Below are 15,414 nucleotides of genomic sequence, written 5' to 3'. Positions count from 1 at the left end.
GCGGAGGCAATGTGGAAGGGGCAACGGCGCCCAAGTTTCTGGCCCTTGAGTGTGCTGGCGGTATTGCCTCGATGAACAACCTTTTCGGCTCGGACGTTGAGCGCGGTGAGACCTGTGCGCTCATGCCCGCTGATGGGGTCGTTTTCCCAACTGCTTGGGCAGCACGGTGTCGCTGTGGCGCAGTGCGTCCCACACGAGCCGGGCATCCTCGCTGGCGTCCCCGGCGGCCGTCCACGCGTGATGACCGGTGTCGTCCAGGACAGCGGCCAGGGCGAGGTGCCCGTCCGGGGGAGCGGTCCCGAGGTCGGCCAGGACCTGGTCGAGGTCGTCGATCAGCGAGACCAGGAAAGTGATGTCCTGCAAGTGCTTGGAGTGGAACGCCTTGGCCGGGCTCTTGCGGTGCTGTTCGGCGTAGGCCGCTGCCTTGAGCATCAGCGCGCGGGCCAGGTCGGGCACGACCAAGTGGCCGGTGCGGCCCTCGTAGGAGGCGCGGATGACGACGCGGTGGCGCAGCGCCGGTTTGCCGCCGGGGACCTCGATGGTGCGGCCCGGCGGGGTCGTGATCAGGTCCGGCGGCGGCCTCACCTTCGCGGGAGCCAGCACGTCGACCTGTTCCCCGCCCGGTCCCAGGTAGCGGTGGCTGGACTCCAGGGGACTGGCAGGGTCGATCCGGTAGCCCAGTTCCGTCAGCACGGCCACGGTGTCACGCAGAGAGCTGGGCATCACCTCCACGTCGCAGAGCACGTCCACGTCACTGGTCACCCTCGCCGGTGCCCGGCCCGCGACCGTGCCGTGCAGGTAGACCATGATCCCGCCGATCACCGCGTGGTCCACGGGCAACCGTTCGGCGAGCGTGAGCAGAGCGGGCCACAGCGCCTGGTCGGCTCCACCCGGCAGCGGTGGCAGTCCGACGTCGCCGAGCAGGGGAGGTGCGGCCAGCGGTTGGTGTTCATGCGCGGCGAGGCTAGCGTTCCCGGCCCAGCAGTTCCGCGGCCGCGTGCCGGGACCGTTCGTCACCTCGGTCGAGCAGATCGGCCGCGGCCATGCCGCGCACTGCCACGTCGTGCATGACCCCGGCGATCACGTCGGGAGGGAGCGTGCCGGGCAGGACCCGCAGTACGACGTTGGGTGAGGGGGATCGCCATCCGACACCTCGCACGCCGCGGACCGCGTGCAATGCCGCCTGCGTGAGGTAGAACTCGTGCTCGGACACTCCTGGAAGCAGGTTCGAACCGTGCGAGGCCGCGGCCGCGGCGCCGCCCGCGGTCACCCCGGTCAGGGACCGGACGCGGTTGAGGACGGGATCGGGGACACGTACGCGGTGTACGTGCGCCCGGTTGATCAGCATCCGCGGCCATCGCGGCAGCGGCCTGGCGGCGAATCGGCGGACTCGGACCAGGTCCGAGGATGACACCCAGTTCGGAGTCTGCCCGGAGGCCAACCACAGCACCGCCCACGCGTTGGCCGGGGTCAAGGGCCGCCCCGCGGCGGGGGCCGAGGCTGCTCGACGGGCGACGGACTCGGAGGTCACCAGCACTTCCCGGCCGGGTGTGACCGCGTCGAGGTCTCCTGCCCGGACCAGGTCCCGGACGTGGTCGGGGGAGACACGCAGCTGTTCAGATGCCGCGCGCACCGAGATCAACCCGCCCCAGTCGGACTTCTCGGACTTCACAGCAGCACCTCCATCACCTCTAGCTGTGCGTACTTGAACAATACCCCCCATGGTGGGGGGTATTGTTGTGGCATCGATGGTCGACTTCCGCCGGGCGCATTTATAACCGCAGTGTCGACGCGCGTTGCCACTCCTGAGGTGCTCCCGATGAGTCCCTGTGGGCGGGGTGGCTGCTATCGAGATGCCGCCTGGGTGCCAGGCGGAAGGAGTCAAGGCGCCGGCGCCGTAGGGCTTCGGCGTCCGACGATGCCTTGCACCGCGGGTCGAACGGGTGTTCGATTTAAGGTGCGTCGTTCAGGTCATAGAACAGGCCGCCCTGAATGAGCGTGACCACAGCCGATAGGGAAGGATCACGCCGTGCGAACCGGCTTCCGCTTTCACCTCGTGGCATCGAGCCGGTCGCGATGACAGTTCCGTTGGCGAACAGCGTGCAGGTGAAGCCGGGCGCGGCACTCAACCTGCAGGACGCGCGGTCAGTTCGCGTGCGGATCTTGGGGACGACGGCGACCATCGTCCATCGCCGCGACGATGTCGAGCACGAGCGGCGGCGCCGTATGGGCTTGGCGGATGTCAAGTCGATGGAGTTGCTCGACGTGCTGATGGATCTTCCCCATGAAGCCGCGGTGACAAGGTCATCCCTGAGTCCGGCAGTTCTTCGCGTGCTTCAGCGGGCCCCCGCTGGAGTCGTGCGCATGGACAGCACCTCGGTGACCCGCCTGGTTTCGCCAGCCGTTACGCCTGTGCTCGCGGTGGTGTACGCGTCGCGGTGGCGCGACGGTCTGGAACGGGCTTCGGAGTTCGCCTCCTACATCCCGCGGATGTTCGTCGTGCCGGAAGCGCCCTCGAATTCGCTGGAAGCGCTGGCCGAAGCGTCCTGGTACGGCGTCGGTGTCGCGGTCGGCCCGCGTTCGGCACCGACGATGGTGCTCGAACCGGAACCGCTGTCCGACTGGCAGCCAACGACCGGGTGGTGGTGGTTCTGCGAGCAGGTCTACCGGCACGCCACCGATCAGGCCTGATCGGTCAGCCACAACGGCAGGTTCGCCCATACCTTGAGCGGTTGCTGGGGCTTGATCGGCTTCGCCTGCCGGAGCTGCTTGGCGAACATCTCGTGGTAGACGACCGCGTTCCGGCAGATGTTCTGCCAGTACTGGGCGCGCAATCGCATGGTGGGCGCGTCGAGCATGTCGGCGGCGTACTGCGACCAGGTGGCCACCGCGTGCGCCATGGCTTCGTTCGAGTCGGCGTTTCGTTGGAAACGGGACAGCCGCTGCCCTCCGCAAACCGCACAGGGACACATCGGCACCAGGTTCTGGCGGGCACCGAAGACCTTCATGAGTTTGCTGCCCTTCCACCAGCACATCAACTCCGGGATCAGAACACTCGGCGAGGGATCGTGCACGACAGCCCTTGAGGAGTTGGGCGGCTCGACGGTGTGGCGAAGGGTGCCGCCCGTGCCGATCGCTCCCGCGAAGGCGCCGTGCGCCACGAGGTCGAAGGCGTTGAAGTCGGTCCGCATCGGGAAGAGTTCGACCGATGCCGCGAGCATCCGCAGGTTCTGGATGATCCGGTTGGCAGCCTGACTCAGCGGATCCAGCTGTTTGCCCAAGACCAGACCGATCGGACATCCCATGTCGGAGAGAATCGCCGTCACCTGGCGAATGTGCCTGCGGTCCAGCAACGAGACATCAAGCGGTGCGGCGAAGATGACATCGTTGCGCCCGAGTTCCTTCACCTGTCGGGCAGCTGCCTTCAGCGAGTCGGTGTCGCCCGCTCGCACGAACTTGGTCGGCGTGATCGCCGCGCTGGCTCCGGCCGTCAATTGCTGGTTGAGCAGGTCCTCCAGTGTCATGGGCAGCAACTGGTCCTCGGGCGACCAGAACGGCGCATCCGGAGTGGCGAGGTGCTTCTCATAGGCAGCAGGGTCCACGAGCACGACGCCGCCATAACCCGAGTCCTCGAGCAACCTCATGCGGCCCTTGGTGTTCGCGCCCGCGAGGACGAGTCCACTGCGGTCCACGCTGATATGCGGCTCGATGTTCGGCACTTGGTTCGGTCGTGCGTAGACCAGCATGCGGTTGTGCAGGACGCCGACGCTGCCGGCGGGCCGCTGGGGCGACGGGCGATCAGCCAACTGCGCCAGCGCGCTGCGCGCGTCATCGCTCGGCGAGGCGCTGATGCCTTCCAGATCAGTCATCGAGAACCCCCAGAAGCTGGTCTCCCAGCATCGCGCGCAACTTCGCGGCCGTCGTACCGGCCATGGCCGCTGCGGCTTCGACGCCTCCCGCGGCGTCGACCGCGGCTCTGAGCAGGGCGGGCACGGCCGTCGCGGTCTCGTGTGGCAGCGGCTCGGGCTCGGCCGTCTTCCAGCCCAGTGCCGAGGTCTGCGTGTTGAGCGTGCGGTATCGCGAGTCTGTGATCACCCCGAGATCGAGGGCCCGTCGCATCAGGGCCGCAGCGGAAATCCGCCACCGCGCCTTGAGTTGCAGGAGCCGCGCCGGCGTGATCGGAGAGGCCTGCAGGTCGGATCGCACTTGCGCGGCCGGAGCAAGCAGTTCGCTCGCAAAGGCCTGAGCCATTTCCTCGGCGTCGAGATCGAGGGAGGGAGCGCAGGCGATGTGTCCCAACTCGTGCGCCTGGGTGAACCGCTGGCGATCGGCGGGAGCGTCGGTGTTGATCACGAACACCGGTGCCTCACCGGGCGGGTGCAGGCTGGTCGCGTCCACCTCTCTCCCGCCCAGCGACATCGGCACCACCAGCGCGCCGACCCGTTCCGCCACCTCGGTGACGGATTCGATCGGCCCGTCGGGGAGTTCGAGTTCACGGCGGAGGGCTCGTGCCGCGTCCTCAGGACCATCCAGACCCCCGACCTTCATCGGCACCAGATCGAACTCCCGCAAGGTCACGGTCGAGCCGGCCTCAAGCCTGCGCAGGAAGAGACGCAGCAGGTTGACCTGGGCATGCAGCTTGCGCAGTGTCGAAGCCTTCGTCGACTTGCGGTTGCGGTGGTACACGCACCCGTCGCCGAGCGACCACAGCTTCGCGTCGCCGACCAGGAAGTCCGGAGTCACCTCCAACACCGCGCTGAACAACTCGAGGCGGTCCCCGAAGACAGACAGGGAACCCTTTTCCACCCTGGAGACGTAGCCCTGGCTGATCTCGGGATCAGCCTTGGACAGGCGGGTCAGCTCTTCGGCGAGCTGCTTCTGGGTCCACCCGAGTGCCTCACGCGCGGCGACCAGAAGTTCGGGGTTACCGTCTCCGGTCACGAGGTGTGCCGTCATGCCGGAAAAGATACGCAGAAATATTCCGCCTGTCCACAGGGTCTCGCGAACGATGCTGATCCCGACCCGGGCCCACAAGATCGCTTTTGCGTCGGATCGAGTTGCGCACTACCGGTTCTGCCGAGTCAAGTGGCCGGAGCTCTCGTCGTCAGCAAGCCTCTCCGCGGCCGTGACAGCTTCGTCGTCGACCTGACCTGGTCGACAAGCCCGGAGCTGCGACAGCCAATTTGCAGGCGGGACTGTGACGTCGGCATCGCCATCCTGCGTTCGGTCAGCAGGCTCAGGTGTGCTGCTTCAAGTCGATCCAGCGCGCGTCGCCGTCCTCAAGCATGTCGATCTTGTTCGGTGCTGTACGGCGATCACAGCCACGATGCCCTCCGCCATAGCACCCGTGTGCGACCGGCAGGTGCTCGGGCGACCCGGACCGATGGACGACAGGTCATGGTCGAGCGGCCGTCCCGTATGCGGGTGAATGCGTGCAGCGCGTTCTGGTCGCTCTCGGGCAGTGTGTGCAGGTAGCGTTCGGCTGCTCGCAAGCTGGCGTGTCCCAGGCGTTCCTGCACTGTCTGGACGTCGGCTCCGCCAGCGAGGAGCCAGGATGCGTGGGCGTGGCGCAGGTCGTGTATCCGCACTCGTCGTGTGATGCCAGTGGCGGTCAGGGCGGGCTTCCAGATGGTGTCGCGGAACCACCGCCGCGACACATGGCCATCGGTGTCTAGCCGTCCTGCCTTCGCGGGCCGGTCCTTGCCGTCGACCCGCCGCCGGGCCCGGTAGTCCGCGTAGGCGCCTCGGCAGTGCTGGCACCGGCAGCGCGTCCCATCGAGTACCCGTAGAGGGTGCCGTGCCGATACCGACGCCAGCCTCATTCACCACAGTCAGTTCTCCTACCTCCCGATCTCGGGGTACAGGTCTGGCCGGTAGTCGTAGCTCCTCGGGAACCGCGAACAACGGATCCTCCGAGCCCAGCCCTTCGCGGTGGATGAACGCAGCGAGCCGGTTGACTAGGACCCGGCGCACCGACAGACGCCGGTATTCGCGGCTCTTCGGATACATCTTGATCAGGAACCGGCCACCGGTCGGGTTAGAACTGCGGCCGCAACTCCAGCACCGTGCGAGTCACCGTCACCACCGCCGCGGCGATGTCCAGGTCTGCGACGCGGAGTTCGGCCAGTTCGCCCCAACGCAGACCGGTTTCGATGGCGGTCTCGATCAGCAGCCGCCACCGCAACTCCTCCACCACGTCCAGGACCGCATCCAACTCAGGAACTACGCGGAGCTGCCTGCGTCGTCGAGGTCCATCACGAGGTTCTTCGCGGCCTGGGCGACCCACGCTGCGGTCGGGTGCGCCGTGGCGCCTAGTGCTTTGTTCCTCAATTATCCCGTATATTACTCGTCGATCACCAATGGTCGACGAGGAGCGGAACATGCCGAAAGTGCTGGTAGCCCGATTACCGATCGATGCCGCGGAGGAGCGGGCAGTCCGGAAGCTGGCGGGTGCCAGACACGCGCCCGGTGACTGGATTCGGCGGGCGCGAATCGTGGTCGCCAGTTGGGAAGGCGGATCGACCGAGGCCGTGGCCGTCCAGGTCGGATGTCACCCGCAGACCGTGCGTGAGTGGCTGCATCGGTTCAACGCCAACGGAGTGGACGGTCTGGGTGACCGTTCGGGAGCGGGCCGCCGCCCCCGGTTGACCGAGGACGAGCGGAGTCGGATCGTGGCGATGGCACGCACCCGGCAGCCGCCGGGCCGGTTGGCCAGGCAGTCCGACGGAACCCTGGACGCCGAGGTGGAAGGTGCTCCGGCGCACTGGACCTTGGACTCGTTGGGCGAAGCCCTGCGAACTGAGGGAATCGCCGTCGGACGCAGCCAGGTCCGTCGCATCCTGCTCGCCGAAGGTGTTCGCTGGCGTCGGACCGGTTCCTGGACCACGAGCAGCGACCCGGAGTTCATCCCAAAAGGACTCGGATCGTTGGGCTGTACATCGATCCGCCGGAGAACGCGACAGTAGTCTGCGCCGACGAACTCGGCCCCGTCATACCTCGCACCTTCCCGCCCGCACCCGGATGGTCCGGCGACGGACACCGCATCAAGGCAGTGCTGGACTACTCGCGCGGACCGGAGAAGACCTGGGTCTACGGAGCCATCCGCGTGCGTGATGGCCAAGCCGTCACGCTCACCGTTTCGTCGCGCAACAGCCTTTACCACCAACAGTTCCTCGAGATGCTGGAACAGGCAAATCCGGTCGGGGACATCCACGTGATCACCGACAATCTCTCCAGCCACAACAGCAAATCCACCCGTGAATGGCTGCTCGACCACCCTCGCATCACGCACGCGTTCATCCCGGTCGGGGCCTGCTGGCTCAACCTTCAGGAACCATGGTGGCGACTGTTCCGCCGCGAAGCCCTGGCCGGACAGAGCTTCGCCGACCCCGAAGAGATCGACCAGGCCACCAAGCAGGCCACAGCCGCCCTCAACACCCGTGCGAAACCTTGGGTATGGGGCCGTCCCGCACACAAACCCAGGAAGCTGCGGCGACGGTTTATTTACTACCTTTGAGGAACGAAGCACTAGGTTCGGGTGGAGGCGTTGCGGCGCAGTTCCCAGGAAATCGTCGCGGCATCCCGGCCGAGTTGCCTGCCGATCGCGCGCACGCTGAGGCCTTGAGCGCGCAGCAGCGTAATGTCCTCGCGCTCGACGAACGACAGGTATCGGCCGGAGATCGTTGTGGACAGTTGCGGTTTCACTCCACCAGCTTGACGGAACCACCGGTAACCCACCGGTGCCGACACCCTGGCCGCCTCCTATGCCTCGTCGGTCAGGACTCCGGTGGCGATCGAGGTCCAGAACCTGACGCGGTCCTCGCGCCAGGCGACCGTTGGCCGACCCGGTGACGGGATCTGCCCCCGGTGGTCACGAACCTGCTTCTGTTTCGGCCCGTATGCCATCGCTCCACCTCTCAGCCAGGGCGTTGCGACGACCGGTTGAATCCGCCCAGTACCGGGCGGTGCGTTACACCCAGCACCTGGCCGAGGTCGATGTGGTCACATCCGTTGGCAGTAAAGGAGATTCCTACGATAACGCGATGGCCGAGGCGTTCAACTCGTTGTACAAGGCCGAACTCGTCCGCCACCGCGGACCCTGGCGCGGTCTGAACGATCTGGAGATCGCGACCGTCAAGTACATCGACTGGTTCAACAACCGGCGCCTGCACGGCGAACTCGGACATGTACCGCCCGCCGAGTACGAAGCGCTACACGCGATGACCCACCCGGTCACCGCAGCCCCGGAAACCAGCTAATCCAGTGTCCACCAACCCGGTACTTGACAGTTTCGTGGACATACCACCAACAGGTCGTGGTCGACACCCGAACCCGGCGCCCATCTCGGCGAACGGCTCACTCTTGTGCAGGTACACCACCACCAGCAGCGCCTGCTGCCCCGGATTGAGCCTGCGCCACACCGAACCCGACTGCCGACGATGGGCACGGATCAGGTCGGATACGAAGGTCAGGGTCTGATGTGACAACGGCAGCGCGGCACGGTAGAAGAGCATGCGAAGCCCTCGGTGTGACAGGACTGATCTTGGTCGACAGCCCTCCTACCGAGGGCTTCATCCGTTGTCACACCGACACACCGACGATCCCCGGTTTGTGTCCTACATCCCTTGCCCGTCAAGGTATCCGTACTAGGATGAAAAAGGCTCAATGTATGTTTTCGCGCTTCTCATGGATTACCCTCGTCCCATGAGAGCGGATGTATTACTCGCCAGGTGCGGACGGGGTTCGGGGCTGTACGGGTTGCGAGTCGAGGAGCGCCTCGACTCCTGGTACTCGACCTGGGCCTTTCCCATCGGAGAAAGCCACGCGCAGGGGGAGAAGTACCAAGCCACGTCGGTCAACGGCGGACTACTGCTCGACTCGGGCTTCCCGGGATGTCCCCGGTGCGGAGCCAATTCGTTCGCCCTCTGCTCCCAGTGCGGGAAGCTCAGCTGCTGGTCGACCACCAGCCCGCACTGGCGGTGTGACTGGTTCCCGTGCACGGCGACCGGCTCGCCCAGCGGGAGCATCACCTCGTTCACCGCGCACGGGGACCGCTAGCTACTGCTCGATCACCGCGTGGACCGCGCCGAAGTCGATCTGCGTGCCCGGTGTGAGCGTGACCGATCGACCGGGAGCGACCGGGTGCGCGGACGCCGCTCCCGGAATCGACGCAAACCACTGCCTGGCCCCCAGGTTCTTCAGGCCGTACACGTCGAGTGTCGCGTGTTTGACGACCTCAGCCAGCGGGGGGTCGGGCAGCAGCGCCTCACCTCTCTTGCTGAGGTGGTGCGCGTACAGCTTGGTGTCCGGGTTCAGGATGACGACGCGTCTGCCGTCGATCGCGAGCCTCGGTGGCGTCCGGAACGGCTTTGCGCACCCCCAACAGGTGCCCGCGGCGTTGGTCGGGCAGTAAAAGTTCTGCCGACCACACTGGGAGCACTCGAAGATGGCGTCCACCGCGGCCGAGAGGGCTGACTCCCACTGGCCGAACGCAGGACGACGCCCTGGATCGGCCAACCCCTCGGTGAACACCCTCGTGAAGATGTCCCGGACCACCTTCGGGTACAGCTTCCAGAAGATCGGGGCGTTCACGTGCACGCCGGGGACAGGCCGGTTGGACCCGTTGACCGGATCAAAGATGAACACCGGGTTGATGCCGTAGATCTGGCGCATGGCCGCCGCGTCGAGCACATGGATGCGCGACTCCGCCTCGCCGTGCAGCGGGTGGTCGTTCATCAGCAGGAGGAACAACAGCACAGCCATGGAGAAGCTGTCGGTCAGCGCCGAGGGCTTTTTCTCCCCGCGTACGATCTCCGGTGCCATGAAGCGCGGCGTGCCCAGCACCCTGGACGTGGTCCGCGTTGTGCCGACGTTGTCGTTGTCGCAGATGAGGACGTCACCGGTCGCCGAGTCGATGAAGAGGTTCCCGTCGGAGATGTCGCAGTAGAACAACCCTTTGGCCTGCAACGCTTTGAAGGCCGCGACGGTGTGGTTCGCGCCGCGGACCAGCTCCTTGAACTTGATGGAGACCTGACGCCCGAGCACCTTGGTCAGGCTCGCGTAGTGCGGCGGACGCAGGGGCATCACATAGCCGAACCGCCGGTTGGCTGACACGATGTCGCCAGGCCACAGGAAGCGCTCGGACGGCGCTCTCTCCTGCACCAGCACGGCGATGCTCTCGCGCAGCTCGGCGGTCTGGAAGGGCTCGTGGTACCACTTGATCGCGACGTCCCGGCCGTCGTTCGTCCGTCCTTCGTAGACCTCGCCCTGCCCTCCCGCCCCCAGCAGCCGCCGCACCGTCACCAGCGCACCGGATTCCCCGCACAACTGCATGCCCGGCTCGAGCAACGAGGTCACGCTTGTTCTCCTTTTGGTTCGTCGGTGGTGCCATCGACGCGGTCCACCGGCCCGATGGGGTCCGGCTGCTCCAAAGGGCCCTGCGGATCGGGGTCGATCCAGGTGACCGAAGGTCCGACCGAGGTCTCCTTCATCGGTCCACCAGGGCGGTCCTCCGGAACGGGATCCGCCGATGGCTCGGTGAAGTGCGGGCTGTCCAGTCGCGGCGGTGGCGCGGGGTCCAGCGGAGGAACCGCCCGGTCCAGGTCGCGGACCACGTCCCGCGTCGTCCACGTGAGCGCCACGCTCATATCGTCCCCACTGCCCTGGCGGGAGATCTCGGGCAGCCACCGCCTGAGGTCCTCGTTGACCTCGGACGTCATCCGGGCGCTGCGCACCACGTCCTCGCAGAATTTGAGGAATCCGGAGCCCTGGTCGTAGGAGTTCGGCACGCCGTCGGTCGCCAGCACCAGTGCGGATGGTGCCGCGGTGCCCGCGAGCGGGACCGTGCCGATCCGGATGGTGCTGTCCGCGGCGTCGTCGCACAGCGACGGGGTCACGTTGGCAATCGCCTCTTCGGGCGGTGCGACCAGGTAGTCGGCGACGCCGTTTACCACCTTCACCATCGCGCCGTCACCGAGTTGCACCCAGTGCAGCGTGTGCGGCCCCACGAGCACGCCGAGCAGCGTCGTGCCGTACGCCTTCGCTTGCCAGGAGCCCAGGAGTTCGGTGTCCCACCCCGGATCGCCGGGCAGGGGCAACGGCCCCAGCACCTCCGGTTCGAACGAGGGTGTGTGGAGCGCGTAGTCCTGGAACCTGCGGAGTTGCCAGAAGAACATCTCGGTGTGCGCGTGCCCGACTCGCGCGGTGTACTCGTCGATGTACCGCGCGAGAGCCTGTTCCCCCTCGTTCTTACCGGGAATCCGCGGTGGGTCGCTGACCAGGTCAGCGTGCACCTTCGAGCGCCACGTCCGTACGAGGCTCCCGGACTCCGCGTCCCACAGCGCGGTCAGGTCTTCCGTGGTCGCGGCCTTCCCCAGGGCTAGGGCGCGGGCCCGGAAGTCGGTGAAGATCTCCACCGTGGTCTGTACCGCGAGGTAAGCACCCACATCGCTGCGGAAGTACCGTTCCGAGCCGTGGCCGTCGGCGACGACGGCGTACGCCCACTCGCTGTCGGCGAAGACCCGGCTGTCGCTGTAGTCCTGGCAGACGAGCCCGTTGCGCCGGTGGGACTCGCCCAGCGCCGAGTAGTGCGCGGCTTGCCACGGCACAACGGTCGCGTGGGCCGGTCCCCGGCCCGTGTCGCGCTTGAACGCGCTCACCAGACAACGTCCGGGGCGGCCAACGTCGGTGGCGGGGGAGGAGGAGGGGGAGGTGGGGTCCCGAGGAACTTTGTGCCGGCTGACTGGCTCGCGGGAGCCGACGCGGACTTGAGCACGGTCGTCGAGGCGTACTTGATGAACTGGACCAGATCCGCCGGGTTCTTCGCAGTCAGCGGTTCGATCTCGGGATGCGCGATGAACCGCCTCAGCACGTCATCATCGGGGTCGTCGCCGATGCCGATCGCTATGCGGATGGCCCGTTTTCCCCACGGCTCAGCGAGCAGCGCCCGCAGTCCGCTGTCGAAGTCGTCGGTGGGTTGCCCGTCGGTCACCAGCACGATCACCGGGGGCAGGCCGCGGTCGGGCATGTTGTCGACGGCGATCTCCGCCGCCATGGCCTTCATCGCGGCGCCCATGTCCGTGATCCCGCTGACGGACACGTCGGTCCAGCCGAAGTCCGCCAAGGCGACCGGCTTGGGGGTGATCCACCGGTACCCGGTGCTGAAGGTCATCGCCCGGATCTCCACCGCGGCGTGCGGGTTCTCCTCGGCGGACGACTGCATCTCGGGCAGCGTCTCGCGAATCGCGTGGTTCAACTGACCGATCTTCGAACCTGCCATCGAACCGGACACGTCGAGCAGCCAGAAGAAGCGGAGCGGTCGGTGGGAAATCGCCCCACCGGGCAGATCGAGGCTCAAGAAGAACTCCTGTTCATTGCGCCGAGCCGGGTACGACCCCATTCGCGGCGCTGAAAGTAGAGTGGCACTGCGGAGCTACGAGCGGTTCAGCAATCCTCGGTGGGCGGAATCGCTATCGGCCCTTGGCTGCTGCTCGTCATCGGGTACACGTTCACGGTGATCGCCCCATCGGGCTTGCCGGATTTCGGATTTCCTCCCCAGAATGCGCGACTGGCCACCACCGCGCCGTCAGGGCGGTGGGAGAAGACACCGAGACGTGGAAGAACCTCGGAATTGAACGCGGTGGCCCGCGCTTCGCCGGTGAGCGGCTCGTCGGCCACTCCGAACGACAGCACGATTCCCGCCTGCCTGCCGAGCAGGTCTGGTTGCGCCAGCCTGGCCAGCACCTGCTCCTCGACGGCTTTCAGGTGGTCGTCCCGCTGGTGCGACGGCAGTCCCGCCAGCAGCGCCGGGTCGGCGAGCACGCGGAAGCACACGAACCCGCTGTCCACACCCAGGGGAACAGTGGGGGTGGTTGTGGTGGTGGCCGTAGTGGTCGTCGGCGCGGGTTTGCTCACGGCTCCCCCGGTCTGCGTCGCGAGGAAGGCGACGACGAGGACCAGCAGGGTATCGGCGAAGATCCAACCGACGACGCCCACAAGGTTCGCCTCGCTCGGCCCGCGTCCCCGCCCCGGCGTCGTGCGCCTCACCCCGCTTGCCGTTCGTCGCCCGCCATCCGACCCCATGGCCACCGGCGCCGCGACAGCGGGTCGCCTTGGGCGCCGCCGCCGTCCCGCACGGAATGGGTGAGTTCATCGACTAGGAGGCGGCTCTGCTCCAGGCTGCGCGCCAGCTCGTCCGCCGCGGCGCGCAGGTCGGGCAGTGGACCGGGGAAGGTGCGCAGCTCGTCCACGGCCTGCTTCAGCGACCGGGCGGCGTCGACCGCCGCGCCGCTGAACGTGCCGAACGAATCGCCGACACTGGCGGCCGCCGCCCGGCGTTCCTCCAGTTCGAGGTCCAGCGCGGTGAGGATCGCGGCCCGCATCCGGTCCATCTGCTCCGGCAGCGCGCTCACGGTGGCCGCGAGCGCCTTCTCGGCGTCCCTGGCCACCTCCGCAGTGCGCTTCGCCGCCTGAGCGGTCGCGAGGGGGTTATCGGCCAGAACACCCAACTCCTGCGCGACCACCTCCTGGCGGGCGTATATGTCCTCCATCTTCCGGCCGAGGTCGCCGATGGCCGCCAGCACCTCGAGCACACCCGCCTGCGCCGCAGGCAGGCCCGAGGCGAGGTCCCGCGTTCCCGAGACCAGGGACTCGACCGTGCCGCCGAATCGCTCCGTGGTCGCCGCCAGCGCCGCGACCGTGAACTTCAGGTCGTCGGAGCTGGTCACAACGGCGCTCGCACCCACCCCGAGGGTCTCCGTGGCGCTGACGAACGCGTCGACGTTGTGCCGACCGCGGTCGATCGAGTCGGCCAGGTCCTGCCGGGCGGCAGTAAGCTCGCCCACGGCGACGCTGTAGGCGGCGGACTCTTTGCGCAGGTCCTCGATCCGGCCGGTGTACATGTCGCGCAGTTCGCGGTTCAGCTCGCCGACACTCGTCACGACAGCCAGCAGCCCGGCGCGCGTGGACGGCAGGTCGGTGGTGATCGCTGCCACGGTCGAGGCGAATGACCCGGTGGTCGTCTCCATCGCCCTGACGTGCGAGACCAGCGCGGCGGCCGGGCTTTCCAGGTCCTTGGCGCTCGCGGCGATCGCGGTGCCGGTAACCGCGAGGTCACCGGTGGCGCGCACCAGGTCGGCGATGTTCGCCTGACCGCTGGACACGAGTCGGTTCATCTCCCGTTGCGAACTCACCATCCGGTCGAGGGTCTCCTGGTAGGCGGGAAGCAGCGTCTCGACGCTCGCGGTCAGCCGGTCCACCACGTCACCGTCCGACCCCACCTCGTGGGCGGCCTCGGCCAGCGCGGACCGCAGCACGTCGACCTTCCGCACCCGGTCCGCCTCTTCGGCCGTCGAGGCCCGGCGTTGCAGGACGGTGCCGACGACGAAGAAGACGATGATGGCCAGGATCGCGAGGAAGTCGACCATCGCGACCACGTCGAAGGTCGCCCACGTGCGGCCGCCGAACCCGCGTGTCCACATCTGCAGGAACGATGCGTCGGCGAACTGGGCCTGCTCCGCCAAGGGCGCGTTCAGCAGCGACCGATACGCCCGCACCGCGAGGAAGATCCCGCCCCAGGTGAACAGCAGCGGCAGGAACAGCAGGAGATTGCGGACCAGGTCCATGTGGCGTGCGACCCGTGCGACACCGGTCCGGTCGTCGCCGACGACGGAGTCGATGTCGAAGAAAGCGCGCAGTTCCCTTTTTCGCCACGGTGCCGAATTCCCCGACTCCAGGTCGTCGGCGAGTCTTCTCAGATCTGCGGTGCTGCCGTGATAAGCGGGCTCGTCGGCCAAATTCCGGAGCTTGGCCACGATGGTGCCCATCGAACCCACTCGAACCTCGTTCCCATTTTTACGCAGACACGCGAAAGGCAAGGCGGCACCCCGTCAGGCGCCCCTTCAACCCGCTATCGCGACTACCCCGATCGCCGTTACCGATCGCCCGTCCCACTGCCGGATGGTGTGGATCGTGGTCGGACCGTCGGAGCAGCGTACGGTGATCCGACAAAGGAAAGTCCGCACATCTGCGGACGATTGCCGGTCGAGTCGGCTTCGGAATACCGAAGAAGGGCATTCCGGTCAGCGCACGGTCGAACCGTTCCCGTCGATCGGCTCTTCCGACGCCTGCCTGGCGCCAGCCGTTCCATGTCCCGTCCGGGGAGGCTCCTCGAACAGCCTCCGATACTTGTGGCTGAACTGGGACAGGTTGTCTTAGCCGACCGCGAAGCCGACGGCCGCTACGTCGTCGGGTTCGCGAGAAAGCGGGTCCTGACTTCCTGGAGTCGCACGCGCTGGTGTAATGAACCAGGGACATCGTAGTGACGGCGCGGAAGAGGCGGTGAAATGAGGCGAGGCCATGTCGGCCATCACGGCGAGGTCCTCGACGCGGAACGTGGGCGGCCTAGTGCTCGCGGAT

14 protein-coding genes and 3 pseudogenes are annotated in these 15,414 nt (G+C 67.0%); 4 read left to right on the top strand and 13 right to left on the bottom strand.

The window, feature by feature from the left end:
- Positions 1 to 120 precede the first annotated feature (120 nt).
- Together RM788_RS04895 and RM788_RS04890 are read right to left on the bottom strand one after the other, a co-directional pair.
- Positions 121 to 1,017, bottom strand: coding sequence for a hypothetical protein (locus RM788_RS04895; protein WP_315930308.1), 897 nt, complete (start codon positions 1,015 to 1,017; stop codon positions 121 to 123).
- Entirely contained in the window at positions 965 to 1,672 is a 708-nt protein-coding gene (locus RM788_RS04890) for a helix-turn-helix domain-containing protein (RefSeq protein WP_315930307.1), read from the bottom strand. Before RM788_RS04890 ends, RM788_RS04895 begins: the two co-directional genes overlap by 53 nt.
- Positions 1,673 to 2,088: 416 nt before the next feature.
- Here RM788_RS04890 and RM788_RS04885 point away from each other — a divergent pair, with 416 nt between their 5' ends.
- Positions 2,089 to 2,691 (top strand): hypothetical protein, encoded by a 603-nt coding sequence (locus RM788_RS04885; protein ID WP_315930306.1) that lies wholly within the window; start codon positions 2,089 to 2,091, stop codon positions 2,689 to 2,691.
- Here RM788_RS04885 and RM788_RS04880 read toward each other — a convergent pair.
- The 4 genes from RM788_RS04880 to RM788_RS04865 form a co-directional block, all read right to left on the bottom strand.
- Positions 2,682 to 3,869 carry a hypothetical protein gene (locus tag RM788_RS04880; RefSeq protein ID WP_315930305.1) on the bottom strand — a complete coding sequence of 396 codons (1,188 nt, stop codon included), beginning with the start codon at positions 3,867 to 3,869 and terminating at the stop codon, positions 2,682 to 2,684. The two genes, RM788_RS04885 and RM788_RS04880, sit on opposite strands and share 10 nt — an antisense overlap.
- Positions 3,862 to 4,956 (bottom strand): helix-turn-helix domain-containing protein, encoded by a 1,095-nt coding sequence (locus tag RM788_RS04875; protein WP_315930304.1) that lies wholly within the window; start codon positions 4,954 to 4,956, stop codon positions 3,862 to 3,864. The genes RM788_RS04880 and RM788_RS04875 overlap by 8 nt, the downstream gene beginning before the upstream one ends.
- Before the next feature lie 359 nt (positions 4,957 to 5,315).
- The gene (locus RM788_RS04870; RefSeq protein ID WP_315930303.1) at positions 5,316 to 5,822 is read right to left on the bottom strand and encodes a tyrosine-type recombinase/integrase; all 507 of its coding nucleotides are present in this window, start codon (positions 5,820 to 5,822) and stop codon (positions 5,316 to 5,318) included.
- A 215-nt stretch (positions 5,823 to 6,037) separates the two neighbouring features.
- A complete protein-coding gene (locus RM788_RS04865; protein WP_315930302.1) occupies positions 6,038 to 6,214 on the bottom strand; it encodes a tyrosine-type recombinase/integrase in 177 nt (58 codons plus the stop codon).
- Positions 6,215 to 6,380: 166 nt separating this feature from the next.
- Between RM788_RS04865 and RM788_RS04860 the strand changes: the two genes are divergently transcribed.
- Together RM788_RS04860 and RM788_RS04855 are read left to right on the top strand one after the other, a co-directional pair.
- Positions 6,381 to 6,965 carry a helix-turn-helix domain-containing protein gene (locus RM788_RS04860; protein WP_315930301.1) on the top strand — a complete coding sequence of 195 codons (585 nt, stop codon included), beginning with the start codon at positions 6,381 to 6,383 and terminating at the stop codon, positions 6,963 to 6,965.
- Positions 6,860 to 7,516 carry an IS630 family transposase gene (locus RM788_RS04855; RefSeq protein ID WP_315934976.1) on the top strand — a complete coding sequence of 219 codons (657 nt, stop codon included), beginning with the start codon at positions 6,860 to 6,862 and terminating at the stop codon, positions 7,514 to 7,516. The genes RM788_RS04860 and RM788_RS04855 overlap by 106 nt, the downstream gene beginning before the upstream one ends.
- A 14-nt stretch (positions 7,517 to 7,530) precedes the next feature.
- Here the strand turns inward: RM788_RS04855 and RM788_RS04850 are convergent.
- Positions 7,531 to 7,905: pseudogene (locus tag RM788_RS04850) on the bottom strand (helix-turn-helix domain-containing protein); the annotation flags it as partial.
- Positions 7,906 to 7,931: 26 nt separating this feature from the next.
- Here RM788_RS04850 and RM788_RS04845 point away from each other — a divergent pair.
- Positions 7,932 to 8,258, top strand: a pseudogene (locus RM788_RS04845) (integrase core domain-containing protein); the annotation flags it as partial.
- A gap of 22 nt (positions 8,259 to 8,280) precedes the next feature.
- On the opposite strand, the pseudogene RM788_RS04840 reads toward RM788_RS04845, so the two are convergent.
- The 6 genes and pseudogenes from RM788_RS04840 to RM788_RS04815 form a co-directional block, all read right to left on the bottom strand.
- Positions 8,281 to 8,513 (bottom strand): annotated as a pseudogene (locus RM788_RS04840) (transposase family protein); the annotation flags it as partial.
- A gap of 544 nt (positions 8,514 to 9,057) precedes the next feature.
- Entirely contained in the window at positions 9,058 to 10,356 is a 1,299-nt protein-coding gene (locus RM788_RS04835; protein WP_315930300.1) for a protein kinase domain-containing protein, read from the bottom strand.
- Complete coding sequence (locus RM788_RS04830; protein ID WP_315930299.1) at positions 10,353 to 11,657, bottom strand: protein phosphatase 2C domain-containing protein; 1,305 nt, start codon at positions 11,655 to 11,657, stop codon at positions 10,353 to 10,355. The genes RM788_RS04835 and RM788_RS04830 overlap by 4 nt, the downstream gene beginning before the upstream one ends.
- Positions 11,654 to 12,355, bottom strand: a complete 702-nt coding sequence (locus RM788_RS04825) for a vWA domain-containing protein (RefSeq protein WP_315930298.1) — start codon at positions 12,353 to 12,355, stop codon at positions 11,654 to 11,656. The genes RM788_RS04830 and RM788_RS04825 overlap by 4 nt, the downstream gene beginning before the upstream one ends.
- 86 nt (positions 12,356 to 12,441) lie before the next feature.
- Positions 12,442 to 12,993 (bottom strand): hypothetical protein, encoded by a 552-nt coding sequence (locus RM788_RS04820; RefSeq protein WP_315930297.1) that lies wholly within the window; start codon positions 12,991 to 12,993, stop codon positions 12,442 to 12,444.
- A 47-nt stretch (positions 12,994 to 13,040) separates the two neighbouring features.
- A complete protein-coding gene (locus RM788_RS04815) occupies positions 13,041 to 14,822 on the bottom strand; it encodes a hypothetical protein (protein WP_315930296.1) in 1,782 nt (593 codons plus the stop codon).
- Positions 14,823 to 15,414 lie beyond the last annotated feature (592 nt).

It is taken from the genome of Umezawaea sp. Da 62-37 (assembly GCF_032460545.1).
Classification (GTDB): domain Bacteria; phylum Actinomycetota; class Actinomycetes; order Mycobacteriales; family Pseudonocardiaceae; genus Umezawaea.
This window is presented reverse-complemented; position numbering and strand designations above follow the sequence as displayed.

What these genes read in the sequence shown, in the direction of transcription:
- RM788_RS04880 (WP_315930305.1), bottom strand. Translation starts at nt 3,869, where the DNA reads ATGACTGATCTGGAAGGCATCAGCGCCTCGCCGAGCGATGACGCGCGC.
- RM788_RS04875 (WP_315930304.1), bottom strand. Translation starts at nt 4,956, where the DNA reads ATGACGGCACACCTCGTGACCGGAGACGGTAACCCCGAACTTCTGGTC.
- RM788_RS04870 (WP_315930303.1), bottom strand. Translation starts at nt 5,822, where the DNA reads ATGAGGCTGGCGTCGGTATCGGCACGGCACCCTCTACGGGTACTCGAT.
- RM788_RS04860 (WP_315930301.1), top strand. Translation starts at nt 6,381, where the DNA reads ATGCCGAAAGTGCTGGTAGCCCGATTACCGATCGATGCCGCGGAGGAG.
- RM788_RS04815 (WP_315930296.1), bottom strand. Translation starts at nt 14,822, where the DNA reads ATGGGCACCATCGTGGCCAAGCTCCGGAATTTGGCCGACGAGCCCGCT.